The sequence below is a fragment of the Nostoc sp. GT001 genome (assembly GCF_030382115.1).
Classification (GTDB): domain Bacteria; phylum Cyanobacteriota; class Cyanobacteriia; order Cyanobacteriales; family Nostocaceae; genus Nostoc.
Window position 1 is genome coordinate 6,605,993 of sequence record NZ_JAUDRJ010000003.1, and the last position, 22,192, is coordinate 6,628,184.

Below are 22,192 nucleotides of genomic sequence, written 5' to 3' on the forward strand. Positions count from 1 at the left end.
AGCACGTATTGCCCCGTCAGAAGCCGGGGCTTTCTTTTTGAGAATTAGAGTGTATACCCCAAGTCTCAATACTTGTCGGGTTTTGGGGAAAAGGGCAAAGAAAAAACCTTTAACCTTTCCCCTTTAACCTTTTCCCCAAACCCAATTCTGAGTTCAAAATCCAAAAACCGAGTAGTATTGCCCCAAGTCTTGGGTCTATCTTTGTAGTATGTAAAGAAGTACTTTGACCTAAGAGCTATGCCTTCTTCTGAAAATCTCACTTACCCAACCAGCCATAAGAGCAATCAAGCTGATAATTACCACGGTACTTCAGTTGCAGATCCTTACCGTTGGTTAGAAGATCCTGACTCTGAAGAAACAAGAACTTGGATTGAGGCACAAAATCAAGTTACTTTTGGCTACCTGAGTGAAATTCCTGCTAGGGAAAAAATTAAACAGCGCCTCACCAAACTTTGGGATTATGAAAAATATGGTATTCCTTTTAAAGAAGGCGAACGTTACTTTTATTTCAAAAATGACGGATTGCAAAATCAAAGTGTCCTTTACACTTTGAAAACTCTCGATGACCAACCCCAAGTTTTACTCGATCCCAATAAACTCTCAGAAGATGGCACTGTTGCTCTTTCAGGATTGTCAATTAGCGAGGATGGTAAACTTTTAGCTTATGGTCTATCCTCCTCTGGTTCTGATTGGCAAGAGTGGAAAGTACGCAATGTTGAAACTGGTGAAGACCTCCAAGACCACCTGAAGTGGATTAAATTCTCTGGCGCATCTTGGACACACGATCATCAAGGTTTTTTCTACAGTCGCTACGATGAACCGAATGAAAAAACTCGATTAGAAGATGTCAACTATTATCAGAAGCTCTACTATCATCAACTGGGTAAACCTCAATCAGAAGACGTACTAATTTACCATCGTCCTGACCAAAAAGAATGGGGGTTTAGTGGTGGCGTTACTGAAGATGGACGCTATCTAATAATTTCCATTTGGCTAGGTACGGACTCTAAAAATTTGGTTTTTTCCAAAGATTTAACTAACCATAATACAGAAGTTGTAGAACTAATTAAACAATTTGAGGCAGATTACAGCTTTATCGACAATGATGATAGCGTGTTTTATTTTCGCACAGATTTAAATGCACCTCGGGGAAGAGTTATTGCGATTGATACGAAAAAACCTGCTAAGGAAAATTGGCAAGAAATTATTCCTCAATCAGCAGAAACGTTGGAGAGTGTTGGCATACTTAATAACCAATTTGTTGCTGATTACCTCAAAGATGCTCACAGCCAAATCAAAATTTTTGACCTCAAAGGTGCATTTATTCGAGAGGTAGAACTACCAGGACTCGGTTCAGCCGGAGGCTTTGGGGGCAAGCGTTATGATACTGAAACTTTTTATAGTTTTACCAGTTTTACCATACCAGGCACTATTTATCGCTACGACATGGTGACAGGAAAAAGTGAGATTTTCCGTCAACCAGTGGTCGATTTTAATCCTGATGATTATGAGACAAAACAAGTCTTTTATCACAGCAAAGATGGTACTAGAGTCCCAATATTTATTACACACAAAAAGGGTATTAAATTAGATGGAAATAACCCTACTTATCTCTATGCTTATGGTGGTTTTAATGCTTCAATGACACCCGGTTTTTCTGTGAGTCTATTGGTGTGGATGGAGATGGGTGGTGTCTATGCGATGCCTAATATCCGCGGCGGTGGAGAATACGGCGAAGAATGGCATCAAGCAGGAATGAAGGATAAAAAGCAGAATGTCTTTGATGACTTTATTGGCGCTGCTGAGTGGTTGATTGCTAATAAGTATACTAAAACTGAAAAGCTAGCGATCGCAGGTGGTAGTAACGGCGGTTTATTAGTGGGTGCTTGTATAACGCAACGTCCCGATTTGTTTGGTGCAGCAATACCCGCCGTCGGCGTCATGGATATGTTGCGGTTCCACAAATTTACCATCGGTTGGGCTTGGACTTCTGAATATGGTTCTGCGGATAATCCAGAAGAGTTTTCAGTACTGTATGCTTATTCGCCATTACATAAAATCAAACCAAATACAGCTTACCCAGCAACCTTAATTACCACAGCCGACCATGACGATCGCGTTGTCCCTGCTCATAGTTTCAAATTTGCCGCTGCTTTGCAAGAGGCTCACACAGGTGAGGCGCCAACCCTAATTAGAATTGAGACGAAAGCCGGACATGGTGCGGGTAAACCCACGGCTAAAATTATCGAAGAAGCCGCAGACAAATGGGCTTTTTTGGTACGTGTTTTGGATGTTGAAGTTTAGCAACTTTGTCGGGTGGGCATTGCCTACCCTACGAGACTAAACTAACTATCGCCCTCACTAACTTCTGTGGCTCTACAGGTTTTGTAATGTGAGTTTGAAATCCTACCTGGAGCGCTCTTTGCTGGTCAATTTCTGCGGCATAAGCAGTCAGTGCGATCGCTCGGATGGTTCCTCCTTGATTGGCTGGGCGAGATCGAATCTGCTGCATCAGCATATAGCCGTCCATCTGTGCCATACCTATGTCACTCACTAATACGTCAGGAGTGAACTGCTCTAGAGCTTGCAAAGCTTCTAAAGCAGAAGCGACGGCTGTTACATTTGCACCGCATTGTGACAGCACAAGTGCTTGAAACTCGCGAGTATCTGCCTCATCATCCACCAGCAAAATTTGAACGCCCTCTAAAGGCACTTTTGCTTCTGTCTGAGTGTGGATTGGCTCGAATGCGTTGAGCTTTGCTCTTGCGTGCTGCATGAGGGGCAATTGGATGATGAAGGTTGCGCCTTGATTCTCACCCTGACTTTCTGCTGTCACCCTGCCCCCATGCATTTCGACAATTTGCCGCACGATCGCTAGCCCCAATCCCAACCCGCCAAATTTGCGTGTCGTTGAGCCGTCTTCTTGGCGAAAATATTCAAATACATGGGGCAAAAACTGTGGATTGATGCCCTTGCCAGTATCAATTACCTGAATCTGAGCTAGCCCGTCGAGTTGCCGCAGTTCAACAGCCACTTGTCCGTTGTTAGGTGTGAACTTAACCGCATTGGTAAGCAAATTCCACATCACTTGTTGCAAGCGAGCTGCATCGCCATAAATCGGAGCGATCTCAGTATCAAGCTCAAGAGCGATCGCAATATTTTTTGCTTCTGCTGCCAAACGCACTGTTTCAACGGCAGCATAAATCACAAAGGTCAAACTGACCGGAGCCGCTGTTAAGCTGAGTTTGCCCTGCATGATGCGGGAGATGTCGAGCAAGTCTTCGATTAGTCGCGTCTGTAAATTGGCATTGCGCTCAATAATTTTCAAGGCTTCGGCTCTTTGGGTTTCTCTCAGTTTGCCGTTTTGTAGTAACTGCGTCCAGCCCAAAATCGGGTTCAAAGGCGATCGCAATTCATGAGACAGCACTGCCAAAAACTCATCTTTGATCCGATTGGCGCGATCGGCTGTTTCTCTTGCGGCTTGTTCGCGGACAAGGAGTTGTTCTCGTTCTGCCTCAATGCGTTTTTGCTCAGTGATATTGAGTACAGTACCGACAAAGCGTTGTGGATTGTCGGCAGCATCAAAGTAAGCCTGTCCTCTGGCTGCAATCCACCGTTCAACCCCATCCTGAATCCCGATCGTGCGATATTCTACGTCATACTTGCCGTTGCTTTTTGGGTTCAAAGTCCTTTGCAGCAAATGTTCTAGTCGTTCGCGATCGTCAGGGTACAGTCCGGCAAAAAAGACCTCAATGCTGCTCTCGGCTTCTGGTGGTAAACCATGCATGGCTTTGCAACCTTCATCCCAAATCAATTGGTTGGTGATGAGATTCCAGTCCCAGGTGCCTAATTGGGCAGATTCGATCGCCATACGGAAGCGGTTTTCACTGTCGCGCAAGGCTGCTTCAGCGCGGGCGCGTTCGACCGCCGCCCAAGTGCGCTCGGCTACTTCTTCGGCTAGGGACACCTCGTCCGGTGTCCAAGCTCGTGGCCCGGATGTGTGAACTGCCAGCCCCGCTACGAACTCGCCCCTCTTGATCAGCGGTATGCCGATGTAGGCACCGATCTCAATGGCGGCGTAGGCTGCTCGCTCTGGCGGGGACAGGTTGGGATCGGCTTCCACATCGGACGCGGACACGGCGCGACCGGTGCGGTAGGCTGCGAGCAGCTTGGGACCGAACGAATCAACCGGGTAATTGCCAGCGAGTGCTGCGGCTCCATTAACATAGTCACGCTCAACGACGTAATCAGCACCGCGAACCTCGAAGTACGCCACCCGATTCGCGCTGAGATATTCGCCAAGCACACGGCTGGCCGTAGCCTGAATCTCTATAGGGTCGGCAAGTGGGCGGAGTGCGTCGGAGAGAGAGACGCGGAAAGCATTAAATTCGGCAGTTCGCCGCGAAAGTTCTTCTGAGAGTTTGCGTTCGCTAATATCTTTGAAGACAATGGCAACTTTTCGCGCCTCCGGCTCACCCATACGACAGGCATAGACATCGAACCATCGGTTCATTGCAAGAGAGCCATTTTCAAAGCGAGCAGGTTCACCCGTTAGAGCAACTTGACCGTAAATCTGAATCCAATGGTCTTCTAAATCTGGAACTAACTGACGCGCCGTTTTCCCGACTGCTTGTCGAAGTCCCGTTTGTTGCTCAAAGGTGGGATTGATCTCTAAGAAACGGTAGTCGCTGGCGCGTGGCACACTGCCACTCGGTAGATCATTTTCTTCAAATAATACTTCAATAATGCAGAAGCCTTCGTCGATCGACTCAAACAAAGTCCGGTAGCGTTCTTCGGATTGACGCAGGGTTGCGGCAGTTTGAATCTGCTCGGTAACATTCTTGAAATAAACAGTGATACCGTTTGGGGCGGGGTAGGTGCGAACTTCGTACCAGCGATCGCGATCCGGGTAAAACGCAGTCATTGACGCAGCCACACGATCGCGCATGGCGCTCCAGTGAATCTGCTCTAACTCGTTGCCAATCAATCCTGAATATTCTTCCCATAAAGTCTTGCCAATTAAATCCCCTGCCACACGATCGAGCAGCATTTCGGCAGCTTGATTCACATAGGTAAACATCCAGTTCTCATCCAGAGCAAAGAATGCGTCTGTAATACTCTCCAGAATATTCCGGCTCTTTTCCTCACTTTGGCGCAAGGCTTGCTCTACCTGTTTGCGTAAGCAAAGCTCGTTGGAGACATCAGTAATGTCTCGCGTCACACCTGCCACTGCGTCTACTGCGCCGTTTATACCTAAAAGTGGGACAAAAATGTATTCATAGGTGCGTGTGCCGATTGCGCTAGTATAGGGCGTTTTATCCTTGAGCGGCTGGCGCGTGGCGATCACCTGTTGAATCTGTTGCTGATGTCGGGTCGCTAAATCGGTTGGATAATCCAGCTCAAAAAAGTTCTTTCCCAAAGCTTCATCTGAAGTTTTTTGCCAAAGATTGAGCAGTGCCGGGCTGATATACGTGAACCGTCCCGCCAAATCAAAGGTGTAAATAAAATCGGGAATTGCAGCGACGATCGCGTCAAACTTTCGCAATTGCCGTTCGAGTTCGCTACGGCTCTCGCGTAATGCTGCTTCAGCACGGGCACGCTCGACGGCGGCCCACGTCTGCTCTGCTGTTTCCTCGACTCGTTTCACCTCGTCTTCCGTCCACTGGCGAGGCTCTGCCTGATGCACCGCCAGCAACGCGACAAATTGATTGTTCTTAATCAGCGGCACATCAATATGCGCGGCAATATCAATTGTTTGATATATTGCCCTCTGGCTGGCTGTGTATTTAGAGTAGTTGGCCACATCGGAAACGATCGCCGTTCGCCCCGCTCGATGGTCATCTGTCAGGTTGCGCCCAAAGTCTTCTAGATGGTACAGTCCGCTCAGTTCGGCAACGCCGTTCGTATAGTTTTTATGAACGATCACCTCCTTGCCATCCGGTAACACTTCAATGTAAATAACGCGGCTTGCGCCTAGAGACTCGCCCAGAACAAAGGCAGCGATCGCCTGAATCTCGTTAGCATCAGTCAACGGGCGTAGCGCATTGGTGAGCTTGACTCGAAACGCATCGGCTTGGGCAGCTTGATGCGAGGCATTGGTTGATATGCACTCCGGTAGCAGATCGGATTCTAGCTGCTGGACACGATCTAGTTCTGTTAATAGGATCTGCACAGCCGTTTTTAGGCTATCCGACCAGGTTTCGACGGCCCCTAGTGACGTTTGCGACCAATCGTGCGATCTCAACAATGCACCTATCTTGCCGCCACCAACAAAGAGGTTTTCAGCCTTGGTGCGATCGGCAGCCCATCTCTGGCGGTATCGTATTTCCCGTTCTAAAGCCTTAACTATTAAATCATTAAATGATTCGCTACCTTCCTTGAGTTTCTTGGCTTTTGCAAGCAAGTCAGGCGGAAAACAGATTGTTAAGGCTTCGCGTTCCATAGCAATGAGTGTAACCAGATATGGATAATATTTATTGTATTGTGCCCGTAGAATAGTCCGACTAGGTTTGCTTCCACTTTTTTTATCTGCAATTAGAGGGTGAGTTTGAATATTGATAGATGAGTTAAAATTCAATCAATTACTCACTCTAAGCAAGTATTAATTATGAAATGTAAAGAAGTTTGCGAACACAAACAATTATAATATTTACCCTTGCAAATCGAATTAAATGAATGGGGTAAAATCGTCATGATTACAGTCAAAATTAAACATTATTTTATCAAAGAATAATTCATTACTTATTTTTAAAATATATCTTAAAAGTATTGATAATCTTTAGTTAAAGATTGAATAAAAATAAACTTTACTTAATTTTAGGTAAAAAGTGGCTTGCTAATAAAGCTTGTCGTTGAGTAACTAATGCTGACATTCTTACCTTGAAACTGGTATAAATTTGGTACTACTTCTGAAGCATTAGCTGATAATACAGGTATTGCTGTTAACAGCATACCTAATGTGAACGATTCAATTAAGGGATCTGCGGGTTAATAGTGTCCCAGACAGGAGGGTTTCGACACTTCGACTGCGCTCAGTGCATCGCTGCGCTTAACCCTCAGATGTCGAGAGTTGAGCGCAGTCGAAACTCGGTTTATTGGTACTTTATTTTCACGCAAGTCCCTAAGTTTCTTGTTTGCATACCTAAAAAAGTTTTTGCTAGTTTGACCGAGATACTTACCCGAATGAGATGACAATAGGTATCAAACCAATTTTAAAAGTAGATATGACTACAATCGTGTAAAATGGAACACATTGTAATGCTTGTTAATCTATTTGCAATAATTTCTAATATTCTGTAAAAATTTGATCTACGAACCTGATAACCCTTGAGGAGTTTTAAAAAATACACTCAGATATGGTATAGGCAAAAAGTAGTGCAGCAATAAGTTTATACATCATCTCCTGCCACATTTCTTTTGAGGCGATTTGATTGCATTTTTGTCTTATCCCTCCATAACTAGCAACTTGAGTTAGATTTAGATTTTGAAATACCCTTTGGGGTTTTATTTTAAAATTGGAAATTTTGTATTGCTTATGAAACGGCGACCATACATGCTTCTAGGATTTTTCCTCAGCCTTGTTTTAACTATCGTGCCAATGCCTGGCAATTTCACTAATGCTGCAACACCAACAGCAGTCACACCTGTCTCTGCTCTCTCATTCACCCAAGGAGTGCAAAAAACGGTATTAGACAACGGCTTAATGGTACTAACCAAAGAAGTTCATACTGCTCCTGTGGTGAGTGTGCAAGTTTGGTATAAAGTTGGCTCACGCAACGAGGTGAAGGGAGAAAATGGTATTTCTCACCAGCTAGAACATTTAATGTTCAAAGGTACAAACGACCGTCCAGTACAGTTTGGACGGTTGTTTAGTGCTTTGGGTAGCCAGTTCAATGCTTTTACTAGTTATGACGAAACAGCTTACTTTGGCACAGTGCAGCGAGACAAATTAGAAGCACTGCTGACACTGGAAGCCGATCGCATGGAAAACTCCTTAATTGGGCCTGAACAACTCACCAGTGAAAAGCGGGTGGTGATCTCCGAGTTACAGGGATACGAAAATTCACCAGGTTATCGTCTGAGTCGGGCAGTGATGCGGGCTGCTTTCCCTAATCGAGCCTATGGCTTATCGGTGGGAGGCACAAAAGCCGATGTAGAGAAATTCACGGTGGAGCAGGTACGGAATTATTACCAAACCTACTACAGCCCAGAAAATGCCACGTTAGTGATTACCGGAGATTTTGCCACAAAACCCGCACTCAAAGTTGTCCAAGAAACTTTTGGTAAGTTATCGCAACGAGCAAAAAAGAATACGGCAGTTGATAATGCAACCAGAGCACTCGATCGTTTCTTAGCATCTAATTCTATCGCCGACGCTTCCCCGTCTACCCCTATTGCTAAAAAAGCACCGATTGTCCTTAAGCAACCTGGAAGTGCAGCACTATTGCAAGCGGTCTATCCTCTGCCAGATATCAAACATCCTGATGTCCCAGCAATTGATTTGATGGATGCCATTCTTACAGGTGGACGTAGTTCTCGACTGTATCAGGCTTTGGTAGAATCTGGACTCGCTAGTTCAGTGAGTGGTGGTGCTGCCGAACTCATCGAACCGGGTTGGTATGAAATTGATGCTACAGCGGCTCCTGGTCAAGAGTTGGGGAAAATTGCCCAGGTACTCCAGGAATCTTTAACAAAATTGCAACAGCAGCCTGTCACCTCAGAAGAGTTGAAGCGGGCAAAGACGCAACTGCAAGCCTCATATATTTTGGGTAATCAAGATATCACGAGTCAAGCTAATCAACTGGGATATAACCAAACGATCGCAGGGGATTATCATTTTATTGAAAGGTATCTGGCTGCGATCGCGAAAGTGACTCCTGCTCAAGTCCAAAAAGCAGCGAAAACTTACCTCAATCCGGCTCAACAAACTATCGGCTTCTTTGAGCCAACTCAACCAGATGGGAAACCAGGAACTTCTAGCGCTGGTTCTGGACGCACGGTGGAAAATTTCAGCCCTGGTAAGCCTGTAGATCCAGCAGAACTAGCAAAATATTTGCCACCTGCTACATCAGAGACAGATTCTAATAAACAATCGCTACCAGAAGAGTTTACCTTAAAAAATGGTTTGAAGGTTTTGCTGTTGAGCGATCGCAATCTTCCCACTATTAACCTGAGCGCACAAATTGACGCTGGTGCTGAATTTGACGGCAATCAAAAAGCTGGATTAGCGAATCTAACTGCAAGCAACTTAATGAATGGGACGCAGACTAAAAATGCTCTGACTCTAGCAAAAACCTTAGAAGACCTGGGAGTCGGTTTGAGCTTCAGTGCTAGCCGTGAAGGAGTTAACGTCAGCGGTGAGGGGCTTTCAGCAAATTTGCCAATATTGATTCAAACTCTGGCAGATGTGTTAGAAAACGCCACTTTCCCCGCCGATCAGTTAGAACTGAGTCGCCAAAGAGCGTTAACAAGTCTGAAAGTCCAACTGGATGACCCTAGAGGTTTGGGAAGACAAGTATTCCAACAGGCAATTTACCCTGAAAATCATCCATTCCACAGCTTTCCCACAGCCGAGAGTTTAAAAACTATTACTCGTGATGATTTGCTTGGCTTCTACCAGACACACTACCGACCGGATACCACGACGCTCGCAATAGTTGGAGACTTTGATTCAGTTAAGGTAAAAGCTTTGCTAAATGAGGTATTTGGTAAATGGCAAACCACAGGTAAGCCACCTGTTCTCAAAATACCAACCGTACCATTTCCGAAAACTTTGACACAACTAAACAAAGTAATTCCCGGTAAAGCTGAGGCTGTCACCTACATCGGCTACAACGGCATCTCTCGGAAAGACCCACGTTATTATGCGGCACTGGTGCTAAATCAAATTTTGGGTGGTGATACCTTATCGAGCCGCCTGGGTACGGAAGTGCGCGATCGCCAAGGTCTAACCTACGGTATATATAGTGGTTTTGCTGCCGGAATCAATCCGGGGCCCTTCTTGATTCAAATGCAGACTGCTCCTCTTGATGCCCAAAAAGCGATCGCCAGTACTCTCGCATTACTAAAACAGTTACGCGAGCAAGGAGTGACTGAGGCTGAATTGAACGCAGCAAAACGCTCAATCACTAATAGCTATCCTGTGGATTTAGCTAATCCTAGTGATGTATCAAGCATCATTTTGGATAATTCTGTCTTAGGGCTTTCACGCTCAGAAATCCGAGAGTTTCCCCAACGGATTCAAGCAGTCACTATGGCTAATATGCAACAGGCAATTGAAGATTTAATTAAGCCAGAAAATCTGGTGATTGTCACCGCCGGGCCTGGAGATACAGTACCCAAGGGCAGTTAATTACCAAAAACTTGGGTCTGTTCGCGAAGCGTCTCGTAGAGAAGCCCCGTCCTTTGAGGACGGCTTTTTATCATCGTTGACAGGACTTTAAATGAGTAATGAGTAATGAGTAATGAGTAATGGGTATCTACTCATTACTTATTACTTATTACTTACTCCAGAATCACCGACCCTTCTTTCTCGGTGAGTATGTCAACTCAGATACATAGCAATGGGATTCGATTTGTAAAAATCGCAATAACAAGATCCCCGATTTCTTAAAGAAATCGGGGATCTCATTCTGCCTGCTTCAAATTGAATAAGACACTGGAAAGGACTTTGCATCCTTTGGCTTTACATACACTCGCTGTAGAGGTTCTAACTCTAAGTCATTAAAGCGATCGCGTGTTAAATGCGCCATCAATACTTGCCCGTCATCGAAAGTTAATTCCACCTGAATTTCCCAACCCAAATGTATCAATCGGCTTACTGTCGCAGCCGTAGTCGTACCGTTAGCAACCTTTTCAAAAATCACATCTTGCGGGCGCAAAAATACTTCTGGGTGTGGTGCATCAAAGCCGCTACTTTGAAAAATCTTCGAGGTACTGGGTAACACATTCACCGGACCAATGAAGCTCATTACAAATGCGGTGGCAGGATTATCGTAAATTTCAGCTGGTGTCCCTACCTGTTCCACACGTCCTTTATTCATCACCACAACCTCATCGGAAACTTCCATTGCTTCCTCTTGGTCGTGGGTAACGAAAACTGTGGTAACATGAACCTCATCATGGAGGCGGCGTAACCATGCCCGTAAATCTTTGCGGACTTTAGCATCAAGTGCGCCAAAGGGTTCATCTAGCAATAAAACTTCCGGTTCTACTGCCAATGCCCTCGCTAAAGCTACTCGTTGTCTTTGACCACCAGAAAGTTGTGATGGATAGCGATCGCCTAATCCATTCAATTGCACCAATTCGAGTAACTGTTCTACCCGCCCCTTAATCTTCTTGGGCTGTGCCTTACGAATTTCTAAGCCAAAGGCAATATTTTGCTTAACAGTCAAATGCTTAAATAGGGCATAGTGCTGAAATACAAAGCCAATATTGCGTTGCTGCACGCTTTGGTATGTAGCATCTTTACCAGTAAGCAGAATTTTGCCCCTATCTGGCATTTCTAAACCTGAAATTAACCGTAATAGCGTAGATTTACCCGAACCCGAAGGCCCAAGCAACGCAACTAGCGAACCACTCTTAATTTCCAGGCTAACCTCATCAACTGCCTTGAAACTCCCGAATTGTTTGGAGACATTTTCAACTACTATGCCCACTGCTGCTATACCTCTGCAACTAAATCTACAGATCCTTGGTAGGATTACTGTGTCTTACATATACCATACATAATTATTGATAGATAAACAAAATTTAGCCTCTACTTTTCAGCACACACTAAATGCCCCATGTCAACTTAGGGACTTCCAAATAAAAAATATCCCAAAACTGACGCAAAAATCCTTTCTATTTCTTCTTTCTCTGTGTTCTCTGCGCCTCTGTGGTTCGTTTATTTGGATAATTTATTTCTTAGAAGTCCCTTACCTAGTTCGCAACAACTGCACAAAGGTATTACTCACCGTATTGTCTTTGGTATCGGCGGCGTATTGAATCAAATCTTCTCGCAGTTCTTTGGCTGCATCTAAAGGAAGTAAGGTTGCTAACAAGAAATAAACACCACGAAAACGCGGATCGCCCATTCTATCAACTAATAGTCCTTCGGCGGCATCAGTTTCGCCGAGAAAGTTTTGCACCAAGAAGAAATCCATGATTTTATCGTGGCGGAAGTACCATTCTTTCTTGGCTTCGCCTTTTTCATCTTGCCACTGACGGCTGACTACCATTTTGTATTTCTCGTCTTCTAAAGACATGGCAACTTGGTGAAAATCATCTGCGGGTAAGGCTTGTTTGTCATCGAGTCGCATTTGGTAGACGGCGGCGGAAAATCTTTTGAGGGGAAATTCTTGTTTCCATTCTTGCTGGTATTCTGCCGCCATCAGGTTGTATTGCTGTTCTTGCAGGCGAAACAAGTTTGGCTGTTTATCTTGTGATAGCATCAGCGCAACCACTGTTAGATCCATTGGATTGGAAAGAATTCGGCGGACAGCATCTAATTCTTCTTGGGCTTGCTGGTTATTGAGGACTTCTTTTAAATAATTGGTGCAGGCTTGGGCATAATCAGCACCTTGAATTTTGGCATCTTTGGGGAGTCGCGGCTGACGGGAGATCAAAAACTCTTGAATTTGTTGTTGTTCGAGGGGCTGCAAGTAGTAGGTTTTGGCTGTTGAGGGGGGTGTCCACTCTAGGGGCTGGGTAGTCATGATAATGTTGCCCCGGAAATAGCTTTCGACAAACTGGCAGATTTTGGCGCGGGTTTCGGCGGTGACTTCGTTGAGTCCGTCGATGCAGATATCTATCGCGCCACTGTAAATTAGGTTTTTCAGAAAGCCGGCATCTTGGGCTTGGCCGTGTAGCTTGTCTTGGATGGCTTCAATTACGCCTTTATGACACTTTTGGGCGGGGAGATAAACGACGATGCGCTGGGAGTTTTGCAACAGATGACGGAGAAACATCGACTTGCCTAAGCCGGAATCTCCTTCTAAGATAATTTGTCCTTGAATACTGGGTAAGGCTGCGGTAATTGGCAGGATGTCTCCTGAAGTGGGAACTTTGACTTTAGATTCTGGGAAGTATGATTGGTCATAAAAATTATCTAAGCCGGCATCGGCTAATAGGGAAGGTTTGAACGGTTCAAATAATTTGCGCCGCAAGGGTGGAAACCAGGTGAGGAGAAAGCCGACATAGCCGACGCCAAGAATGCGCCTCACCCAAGGGTTCCAGAAGAAGATGGCTTGGACTTGGGGAAATTTGGGGTAGGCAAAGATGAGGGCTAGCCAAAAGGTAATGTGAATAAGGATGGTGTTTCTGGCTTTGAGAAACCACTGCCTATATTCCACATTATCAATTACTGACTGTAGTGCATCGGCGTGAGTGGACTTAACGTTTTTGAGGTTGCTCTTATGAGTTTCCAGTAAGTTAATATCCTTAGCTTTCCAAATAATTTGTTGGTTGGCAGCAACTTCAGAAATTTGTTGTGCCAGTTCTCTTTGCAGTTTTGGTAAAGATTTACAATTTTTCCAGGCTTTTTGGAAAACTTCCATTGCATCCACTCCCTGCTTATATGATGGTGGTTTCTCTGGGGGCATTTTAGGCTCACCAACCCATTGCATAAGAGTTTCTACTTGTGATTCACCACCTCCCAAAAAATGAGCTACAAACCTGATTTGACCAACCTCAGAGGGATAATAGTGAACTGAATCTAGAACTTGCACAACAACAGGCAAATCTTGTTGCCCTAGTTTCATGAGTGCCTGTGCTGCTGCATAACGGACACCAGAGTCAAAATCTTCTTTGAGCAGTTTAGCAACTCGTGGAGCTTGTTCCTTGGCTTGCATCTGCCCTAGTGCTTGTACTGCTGCATGACGGACACCAGAGTCAGGATCTTCGAGTAGTTTAGCAACTAGTGAAGTTTGTTCCTTGGCTTGCATCTGCCCTAGTGCCACTGCTGCTGCTTTACGGACATCAGAGTCAGAATCTATGAGCAGTTTAGTAACTAGTGGAGTTTGTTCCTTGGCTTGCATCTGCCCTAGTTCCTCTGTTGCTGCTTTACGGATATAGGCTTCAGGATCTTTGAGCAGTTTAGCAACTAGTGGAATTTGTTCCTTGGCTTGCATCTGCCCTAGTGCTTGTACTGCTGCATGACGGATAACACCTTCAGAATCTTCAAGCAGCTGGACAAGTTTTGGAATTTGTTCCTTGGCTTGCATCTGCCCTAGTGCCTGTATTGCTGCATAACGGGTATGAGTGTCAGGATTTGTGAGCAGCTGGACAACTTGTGGAATTTGTTCCTTTGCTTGCATCTGCCCTAATGCCTGTATTGCTGCACCACGGACACCACCGTCAGGATTTTTGAGCAGCTGGACAACTTGTGGAGCTTGTTCCTTGGCTTGCATCTGCCCTAGTGCTTGTACTGCTGCATGACGGATATAGGCTTCAGGATCTTCTTTGAGAAGTTTAGCAACTAGTGGAATTTGTTCCTTGGCTTGCATCTGCCCTAATGCTTGTATTGCTGCATAACGGGCATCACCGTCAGGATTTGTGAGCAGCTGGACAACTTGTGGAACTACTTCCTTAGCTTGCATCTGCCCTAGTGCCACTGCTGCTGCTTTACGGACATCAGAGTCAGAATCTATGAGCAGTTTAGCAACTTGTGGTGTTTGTTCCTTGGCTTGCATCTGCCCTAGTGCCTGTGCTACTGCACTACGGACACTAGAGTCAGAATCTATGAGCAGTTTAGCAACTTGTGGAGCTTGTTCCTTGGCTTGCATCTGCCCTAGTGCTTCTGCTGCTGCTTTACGGGAGACTGCTGAATCTTTATCCTGTAACTGTTTGACAAACTGTTTTACAAGTTCATCATAGTTTTTTATCTGGAATTTAAGGTTATCTAGCTGATATTTCTGTAAGTTTTGGGTTGCTGTAGCTCTAACTTCGGGTATTAGGTCTTTTAGGGCTGCTACGATACCGTTAATCTGCCATGCTTCTGGCTTAGGTTTTTCTTCAGCGCTCACCCAAGGTAGAGAGAGGAGGAAAGTTAGGAGTAGGGTGAAACAGAAAAGGAAAAAGAGCGATCTGCTGGTGTGGCGTGGAGTTATGAGCATAAATCAGGGCAAGGCGGCAGATTACACGCGGCTATGAGTATAATAACAACCTTGCAATTCCTAATTCCTGATTGAGAAAGTCAGATTTTCTTTGGGTTTTTAGGTTTCTATTTGTGGGAGCTTTCCAAATTTTGAAATTTACTACTATGGTGCGTTCAGATAGGAATAAGAGAATGAAGAAACGAACCGCAAAGGACGCAAAGGACGCAGAGTAAGAGAACAGACTTAATGTTGATCTTTGCTCATGAGTATAAAAGACTCGCTCACGAGTATCAAAGACTCATCCGCGAGTATAAAAGACTCGCTCACAAGTATAAAAGACTCATCCGCGAGTATTAAAGGCTCTCCTGCGAGTATCAAAGACTCATCCGCGAGTATTAAAGGCTCTCCTGCGAGTATCAAAGACTCTCCCGCGAGTATCAAAGACTCGCCGACGAGTATCAAAGACTCTCCCGCGAGTAAAAAAGACTCATTCACCAGTTGAGCAAACAGAAAGGGGAAAAGAAAAGGATTTGCATCTACCTTTAACTTTTCCCCTTTCACTCTTCCCCTATCTCTGGCAAAGTTTACAGCCTATGAACCAGAAGCAGTTTTAGCAGGTTTACTTTTAATAGCTTTAAACCGTTCCCCTAACTGTTCGGCAATAGTTTTTAACCCTGGAGTTTTCTTAGCAGCAGTCTTGACGTAATCGTAAACTGTCAAACTGCTGCTCATTGTCTCACTACCGACAGCCATTAAGGTATCATCTACTTGTTCTGTCAGTTGTCGCAGTCCAATCAGAAGTTCGCTAAGAGTTGCGGCTAGTTGATAATCGCGTACAAATTCATCTACATCAAAGCTGGCTGGTAAAATATCTCGGTTAGATTGGGCAGCAGTCAGGCTAGTGTTAACAAAAGCTAGGCTTTTATCGCCCATCTTAAATAACTTGCGTCGTTCTTCTACACTCAGAGTCACAAGAAAAGGTAACTTTGCTTGGATAGTCGCAAAGGCTGCTTTAATTTCTTGGATATCTGCTGGGGTAAGGGAGCCTGTAATATTTTGGTATGCCATTGGTTATTTACTGTGGTAAATCTGTTTGTTATGATTCCCACTGATAAATGCGATCGCACAGTATTTAANGGAACGGGGAATAGGGAAATTAACCTCTCTGGTGTACACATAAGTCGAATTATCCCCCTTAATCCCCCCTTGGAAAGCGTGTACACACAAGTCGAATTACCCCCCTTAATCCCCCCTTGGAAAGGCTTGTCATTACCAACATCTTTTAAAGTGAGGTAGGGATGTAATAGAGTCAGAGTATGAAGTTGAAAAATTTCACAGACCTCAATGCTTGGGCAGTTGAGCAATGGGGAGATGCCGAATTAGGGGATACTCGTCGTACGCAAAGAGCGATCGCTATCGGTGCAGCCATAGCTGCCAACCCGCAAGGGAGTTTACCAGATATGATGCAAGGCTGGAATGAAATTCGTGCTGCGTACCGATTATTTGCGGAAGACGATGTAACTCATAAGGCATTAATTCAACCTCACATCACGGAGACGAAACAAAGCGCAACTGAAATAAAATCCAATGTTGTTTTATTCATCCAAGACACAACAGAACTAGATTATACTCATCATCGGCAAGTTAAGGGATTAGGGCATATTGGAGATGGCAAAGGTAGAGGAATGATGCTACACACGTGTTTAGCAGTAGTACCGTTACCTTTGAATCCACAAATTTTGGGATTGGCAGGACAAATACCTTGGCTGCGTAGTCAAAAAAAGGACAATGACAACACGTTGGTGGAAGCGCTACCAGAACTATTGAGAACAGATGGTGAAGGGGAAATTTGGGCAGAGATGGTGGAATCCATCGGCACTGCACCAACACCACAAACTGGGTCAATTTGGGTAAGTGTCGGAGACAGGGGGAGTGATATTTTTTCTTACCTTCGACGAGCCAAAGCTTTGTACTGGCACTGCTTAGTACGAGTCACTCAAAACCGAGTGATTACTAAACCTGATGCCACCAAAGGGTATCTCAAGGCATTTGCTCGTTCTTTACAACCAATGGCGGAGAAAACTGTTGTTTTGCGTGGGCGCAACGGAGAACCCAAACGTCAAGTTAACTTACAAGTAGCTTGGTCTCAATTGACAATTCAACCCCCAGCAATTGGCTGTGAAAGAAAACAACAGCTAATAGATGGTTGGTGTATTCGTTGTTGGGAACCAGAAGGAGATTTAGAATGGATTCTATTTACCACTGTTGCTGTAAATGCTCGTGAGGATGCCCTCATGCAACTAGATTGGTATGCTACACGTTGGTTAATTGAAGAGTATCATAAGTGTCTCAAAACTGGTTGTGCTGTAGAAAAACGTCAATTGGAGTCAGCTTCATCACTGGTAAGGTTACTTGGCTTTTTTGCTATAGTTTCAGTCAGATTATTACAGTTACGCCAACTTAGTCGCAGCAATTCCCAACTGAAGGCACACGAGTACATACCTACAATTATGTTAAAAGTCTTAGTTGCTCGTCTTGGGTTGACAAATTGTGAGTTGACTTTGGGTGAATTCTTTTTAGCGATCGCTCGTTTGGGTGGTTTTCTTGGCCGCAAATCCGATGGTCTACCTGGTTGGCAGACCTTATGGCGAGGCTGGTTGCGATTACAGGATATGTGTTGGGCTGCTGATTTTATCACCCAGTCAGTTTAAAAGATGTTGGTAATGACAAGGCTTTTTAAGGGGGGAAATAGAAAATCTAGTTCCCTCCCCTTTACAAGGGGAGGGTTAGGGTGGGGTAAAATTTACGCTTCAAGCTAAATGAGTTGTTACGATTCCCACTGGTAAATGCCATCCATCCGCCATCTCGCTTTTCGTATCGAAACGTTAAGGAATATTGCATTTGTGCAGAAACCTGGAGGAAAAGCGCCAAATCACCAGAAAGACCGTGATAGTATGCTCTCGGTAAATGTGAAGATTGGGAGAAAGACCTTTGACACTACGGGTTGCTGTTATTGGGTCAGGCCCTGCTGGTTCATCTGCCGCTGAAACACTGGCAGCCTCTGGGATTGAAACCTACCTGTTTGAGCGGAAGCTAGACAATGCAAAGCCTTGTGGGGGTGCAATTCCCCTGTGTATGGTGAGTGAATTTGACCTACCACCAGAAATTATCGATCGCCGGGTACGGAAGATGAAAATGATTTCGCCTTCCAATCGCGAGGTTGATATCAATCTGGTAAATGAAGATGAATATATAGGAATGTGCCGCCGGGAAGTGTTAGATGGCTTTTTGCGCGATCGCGCGGCAAAACTAGGCGCAAATTTAATTAATGCCACTGTTCATAAACTTGATATACCAGGAAACAATACTGATCCCTATACCATCCATTACATTGACCATACAGACGGTATATCGCAGGGTATTGCTAAAACCTTGAAGGTGGATTTAATTATTGGGGCCGATGGGGCTAATTCCCGCGTTGCCAAAGAAATGGATGCTGGGGATTACAATTATGCGATCGCTTTCCAAGAGCGGATTCGCTTACCCGAAGACAAAATGGCCTACTACAACGACCTCGCCGAAATGTATGTCGGTGATGACGTTTCGACCGATTTCTACGCTTGGGTTTTCCCCAAATATGACCACGTAGCTGTCGGTACTGGTACGATGCACATCAATAAAGCCAGCATCAAACAGTTACAAGCTGGTATCCGCGCCCGTGCTTCCGAGAAACTAGCTGGTGGTAAAATCATCAAAGTCGAAGCACACCCAATTCCCGAACATCCCCGTCCCCGTCGTGTTGTCGGTCGCATCGCTTTGGTGGGAGATGCTGCTGGTTACGTTACCAAGTCCTCTGGTGAAGGTATCTATTTTGCCGCTAAATCTGGGCGGATGTGTGCCGAAACCATTGTCGAAACATCTAACAGTGGTAGCCGTATTCCTACAGAAGGCGACCTGAAGCTTTACCTGAAGCGTTGGGATAAAAGATACGGACTCACTTACAAGGTGCTGGACATTCTGCAAACTGTGTTCTATCGTTCCGACGCTACCCGCGAGGCGTTTGTGGAAATGTGCGATGACCTCGATGTACAACGGCTAACATTCGATAGCTATTTGTATAAGACGGTTGTCCCAGCTAATCCCATCACCCAATTGAAAATTACTGCCAAAACTATCGGTAGTCTAATTCGGGGTAATGCTCTTGCACCTTAGGTAAGTGCAAAATACTGAAATTGCAACCAATAAAATTACCCAATACGGTTACAGTAGACCTTTTACAAAAGTCCCTAACACCCCACCCCCAACCCCTCCCCGCTCTTCGGGAGGCGAGACAAAGCATAGCTTTGGCGGGGTGGGGTTTTATCNTTTGATTTATGCAAGAGGTCTAGTGTAGGTTCACTAGCACTATTTTCTAGCAGTTTCCTCAAATCATCTTCAAGATTTTTCTTTGAAATAATGAGTGCTACNNNTAAATTAAGTTTTGTATAAATTGATGCTCTTGTAATTTTCACTTTGGTATTGTAATTTTTGTACAACAAAACTCAGTATTTTCCGAGCAGTAGCTGTTGGCTATGTCGCTGCCCTTTAGAGTAGACCTAAATTCCTGAAAAGAGGGTGATTGCTACAACTTAGAGTTGAGTGTGCTTGATAAAACCTTTGCAAAACATCACAACATTATGATGATGAAGAAAGTGAAAACAAAAACTCAAAACTTTTGTAAACTCGTTTCAGTTTTTATAAGTATCTTTGTGGTTTCGCCAGCCTATGCAAGTGATTGGCTTCAATGTGGAAATCTAAGCCAGATCGATGAAACTTGTCAGATTCCAAACTATCCAACTAGTAGCTACGAATATGCAATTTCTTATAACACAACTGAGCCATTACCAGTTGTTTGCAGTAGTTGGAATGTGGGAAAAAGGATCTATAACAAGCAACCGTATATGGTTCTATCTGATAATCCACTGGCGGGCATGAGTTATGGAGGCTTTATTTTTTATAGAGGAACACTAGCCTCTGATGATGCCACAGCTACATGTTCTTCTGGGCAGTGGCGTCACAGATACTGGCAATTAACTCAGAACAATAGAATTGAAACGAATTTTAGTAACGGGTGCTTGGGAACTGAAACTCCAGTCTTCTGTCGCGCACGCAAAGAAGCATCCATCAATAACATTTTGAACTTTGAACAAAAGAGATTAGCTCTTCTTCCTGACAGTAGTCTGCTAAAAAGTAATAGATAACGCGATGTGCGACTTTCTCTCAAACCTAACCCGCAATCCCTTCCATATCAGGTAATCGGAGAAAAAATCAAAGCATTTTGGACTGTAGGGCAGAAGAATGGGAGCGGGGTTCCAAGAATAAGTCGCACATCGCATTCATCAAAATTCTTAATCGTGGTAACTTGCTGATCATTGGGCTGCTGCCGCAAATCTTGAGGCGGCAGCCTTCTTATTAGGCAAAAACGAGACAAATCAAATTAAGGGTTTGCGTTTTTATTAATGCCATTCGGACTAAGACTTATAAATTACCCAATTTTGTGGGGCGGACATCCTGCCATTGGTGTCAAGTTAAGACAGATCCCCAAATGTCAACAGCCTCCTCTAACTTGTCATGCTTGGGTGGAGGTTACGTATGCTGTATTCTAAACTTCAGCGATAAATTGCTTTTTGAATAAATGCTTAATTTTATTTCCTATTTGTTTTTGGCTCAAGCATCGCCTTCTCCAGCACCACAAGAAATCTTCGTTCCTCAACAAACAAGACCTTTAACAGGACATCTTGACGAAGTACCAGTATTTAACAGTAATAACCCAGAAGTAGTTAAGAGTGAAGGAATCCTCCTATCTACATTTCCTCCTCAAGGTAAAAAAGTGCCCAGCGCCCACCTGAACTTTCCATTTCAGGGACGGTTTGATTTATTTTCTCACCATATTGCTAGAGCGATTGAGACGCCAAATGATTTGCGGACTCTTTATTTGGGAGTGGTTATTTACAATCCCAGCGATCGCCCTGCAACTGTCAATATATTGCAAGCAGCTAGTTATGTAAGTCAACCTGATGCACCTTTTATCAAGCTTCCTCCCATGCTGTCAAATAATTCGGGAAACATTTATGCAGGGCTGGGCGATCGCGTAATGAATGATGTGCTACGAGTCAGACGACAAGGATGGGCAGCCCAGTTGCTAATTCCACCAAAACAAAGCCGGATGTTAATGAATCATCCAATTCCAGTGCGGACTTTAACGCCGCCATTGAATGGACGTTCTACTTTGTTACGTTTGTATAGCGATCGTCCTGTTTATATGGCGAACCTGGCCATGTTTGCTAAACCCAATCCCGATGGTAGTGAAAGAGCGCCTACTTTAGAAGAATGGGAGAATTTATTAGAAAATGGTGATTTTGCTGGGCCTCGTGAACCGGCTCCCAGTCCTCCAGATAAACTTGCAGGGGCAACAGAAATTTACGGACGGGTAGCGGGGGTAGCTGTTGGCTCTCGTTGGCAAGCACAAGTTACCGACTCTAATAGTTCATACCTGACAATTCCCGAATCAGGACAAGCTTTTTCTTACGGTTTAAGTACCCTTTTGGCTGGCAAAATGGGTACGGGACAAAACCAAACTGCTAAACTTGTAGCGCGTTATCCTGGTACTGCTTACGAAGCTCACGGCAATTACGGTATTGAATACAACATCTCTCTACCATTATTCAATAATACGGATAAGCCGCAAACTATAAATGTACTTTTTCAAACGCCTATTAAAGAAGATGAGTTAAGTAAACCAGGGCTGCGCTTTTTTTCACCACCCGCACCATCTGTCTTTTTCCGAGGCACTGTTCGTATTCGCTACAACGACGATAATGGCTTACCCAGAACCCAATATTGGCATTTAGTTCAACAACGGGGACAGATGGGAAAACCGCTGGCTCAATTAAAAATATCTCCTGGACAGCGCCGACTGGTAGAAGTGGATTTTCTCTACCCACCTGATGCTACGCCTCCTCAAATGCTGACAATTCAAACTGTAGACCAAACATAAGGTATAGGGCAAAGGAGAACCAAAAAGTTATCAAAAAACCCTTGCCAATGCCAGCTTCTACTTAAGTTGATAGAGGTGA

At 44.6% G+C, this 22,192-nt stretch carries 10 protein-coding genes; 6 read left to right on the plus strand and 4 right to left on the minus strand.

The window, feature by feature from the left end; translation table 11 throughout:
* Nucleotides 1–237 precede the first annotated feature (237 nt).
* On the plus strand, nucleotides 238–2,304 hold the full coding sequence (locus QUD05_RS30885) for a prolyl oligopeptidase family serine peptidase (RefSeq protein ID WP_289799378.1): 2,067 nt from the start codon (nucleotides 238–240) through the stop codon (nucleotides 2,302–2,304).
* Between the two features lie 28 nt (nucleotides 2,305–2,332).
* Here QUD05_RS30885 and QUD05_RS30890 read toward each other — a convergent pair whose 3' ends face one another.
* Nucleotides 2,333–6,577, minus strand: coding sequence for a YlcI/YnfO family protein (locus tag QUD05_RS30890; protein ID WP_289799379.1), 4,245 nt, complete (start codon nucleotides 6,575–6,577; stop codon nucleotides 2,333–2,335).
* A 957-nt stretch (nucleotides 6,578–7,534) separates the two neighbouring features.
* Here QUD05_RS30890 and QUD05_RS30895 point away from each other — a divergent pair.
* Nucleotides 7,535–10,351, plus strand: a complete 2,817-nt coding sequence (locus QUD05_RS30895; protein ID WP_289799380.1) for a M16 family metallopeptidase — start codon at nucleotides 7,535–7,537, stop codon at nucleotides 10,349–10,351.
* Between the two features lie 289 nt (nucleotides 10,352–10,640).
* Here the strand turns inward: QUD05_RS30895 and QUD05_RS30900 are convergent, their stop codons facing one another.
* From QUD05_RS30900 to QUD05_RS30910, 3 genes are all read right to left on the minus strand, one after another.
* Nucleotides 10,641–11,657 carry a sulfate/molybdate ABC transporter ATP-binding protein gene (locus tag QUD05_RS30900; RefSeq protein ID WP_289799381.1) on the minus strand — a complete coding sequence of 339 codons (1,017 nt, stop codon included), beginning with the start codon at nucleotides 11,655–11,657 and terminating at the stop codon, nucleotides 10,641–10,643.
* A gap of 261 nt (nucleotides 11,658–11,918) precedes the next feature.
* Complete coding sequence (locus tag QUD05_RS30905; protein ID WP_289799382.1) at nucleotides 11,919–15,095, minus strand: HEAT repeat domain-containing protein; 3,177 nt, start codon at nucleotides 15,093–15,095, stop codon at nucleotides 11,919–11,921.
* Between the two features lie 573 nt (nucleotides 15,096–15,668).
* Entirely contained in the window at nucleotides 15,669–16,145 is a 477-nt protein-coding gene (locus QUD05_RS30910) for a hypothetical protein (RefSeq protein ID WP_289799383.1), read from the minus strand.
* 248 nt (nucleotides 16,146–16,393) lie between these two features.
* Here QUD05_RS30910 and QUD05_RS30915 point away from each other — a divergent pair, with 248 nt between their 5' ends.
* The 4 genes from QUD05_RS30915 to QUD05_RS30930 all read left to right on the plus strand — a co-directional run bounded on the left by QUD05_RS30915 (nucleotide 16,394) and on the right by QUD05_RS30930 (nucleotide 22,113).
* Nucleotides 16,394–17,788, plus strand: coding sequence for an IS4 family transposase (locus QUD05_RS30915; RefSeq protein ID WP_289794868.1), 1,395 nt, complete (start codon nucleotides 16,394–16,396; stop codon nucleotides 17,786–17,788).
* 280 nt (nucleotides 17,789–18,068) lie between these two features.
* Nucleotides 18,069–19,289, plus strand: a complete 1,221-nt coding sequence (chlP, locus tag QUD05_RS30920) for a geranylgeranyl reductase (RefSeq protein WP_289799384.1) — start codon at nucleotides 18,069–18,071, stop codon at nucleotides 19,287–19,289.
* A 428-nt stretch (nucleotides 19,290–19,717) separates the two neighbouring features.
* Complete coding sequence (locus QUD05_RS30925) at nucleotides 19,718–20,317, plus strand: hypothetical protein (RefSeq protein WP_289799385.1); 600 nt, start codon at nucleotides 19,718–19,720, stop codon at nucleotides 20,315–20,317.
* A gap of 434 nt (nucleotides 20,318–20,751) precedes the next feature.
* The gene (locus QUD05_RS30930; RefSeq protein WP_289799386.1) at nucleotides 20,752–22,113 is read left to right on the plus strand and encodes a DUF3370 domain-containing protein; all 1,362 of its coding nucleotides are present in this window, start codon (nucleotides 20,752–20,754) and stop codon (nucleotides 22,111–22,113) included.
* The last annotated feature ends 79 nt before the right edge of the window (nucleotides 22,114–22,192 follow it).

What these genes read in the sequence shown, in the direction of transcription:
- QUD05_RS30885 (WP_289799378.1), top strand. Translation starts at nt 238, where the DNA reads ATGCCTTCTTCTGAAAATCTCACTTACCCAACCAGCCATAAGAGCAAT.
- QUD05_RS30895 (WP_289799380.1), top strand. Translation starts at nt 7,535, where the DNA reads ATGAAACGGCGACCATACATGCTTCTAGGATTTTTCCTCAGCCTTGTT.
- QUD05_RS30905 (WP_289799382.1), bottom strand. Translation starts at nt 15,095, where the DNA reads ATGCTCATAACTCCACGCCACACCAGCAGATCGCTCTTTTTCCTTTTC.
- QUD05_RS30910 (WP_289799383.1), bottom strand. Translation starts at nt 16,145, where the DNA reads ATGGCATACCAAAATATTACAGGCTCCCTTACCCCAGCAGATATCCAA.
- QUD05_RS30915 (WP_289794868.1), top strand. Translation starts at nt 16,394, where the DNA reads ATGAAGTTGAAAAATTTCACAGACCTCAATGCTTGGGCAGTTGAGCAA.
- QUD05_RS30930 (WP_289799386.1), top strand. Translation starts at nt 20,752, where the DNA reads ATGCTTAATTTTATTTCCTATTTGTTTTTGGCTCAAGCATCGCCTTCT.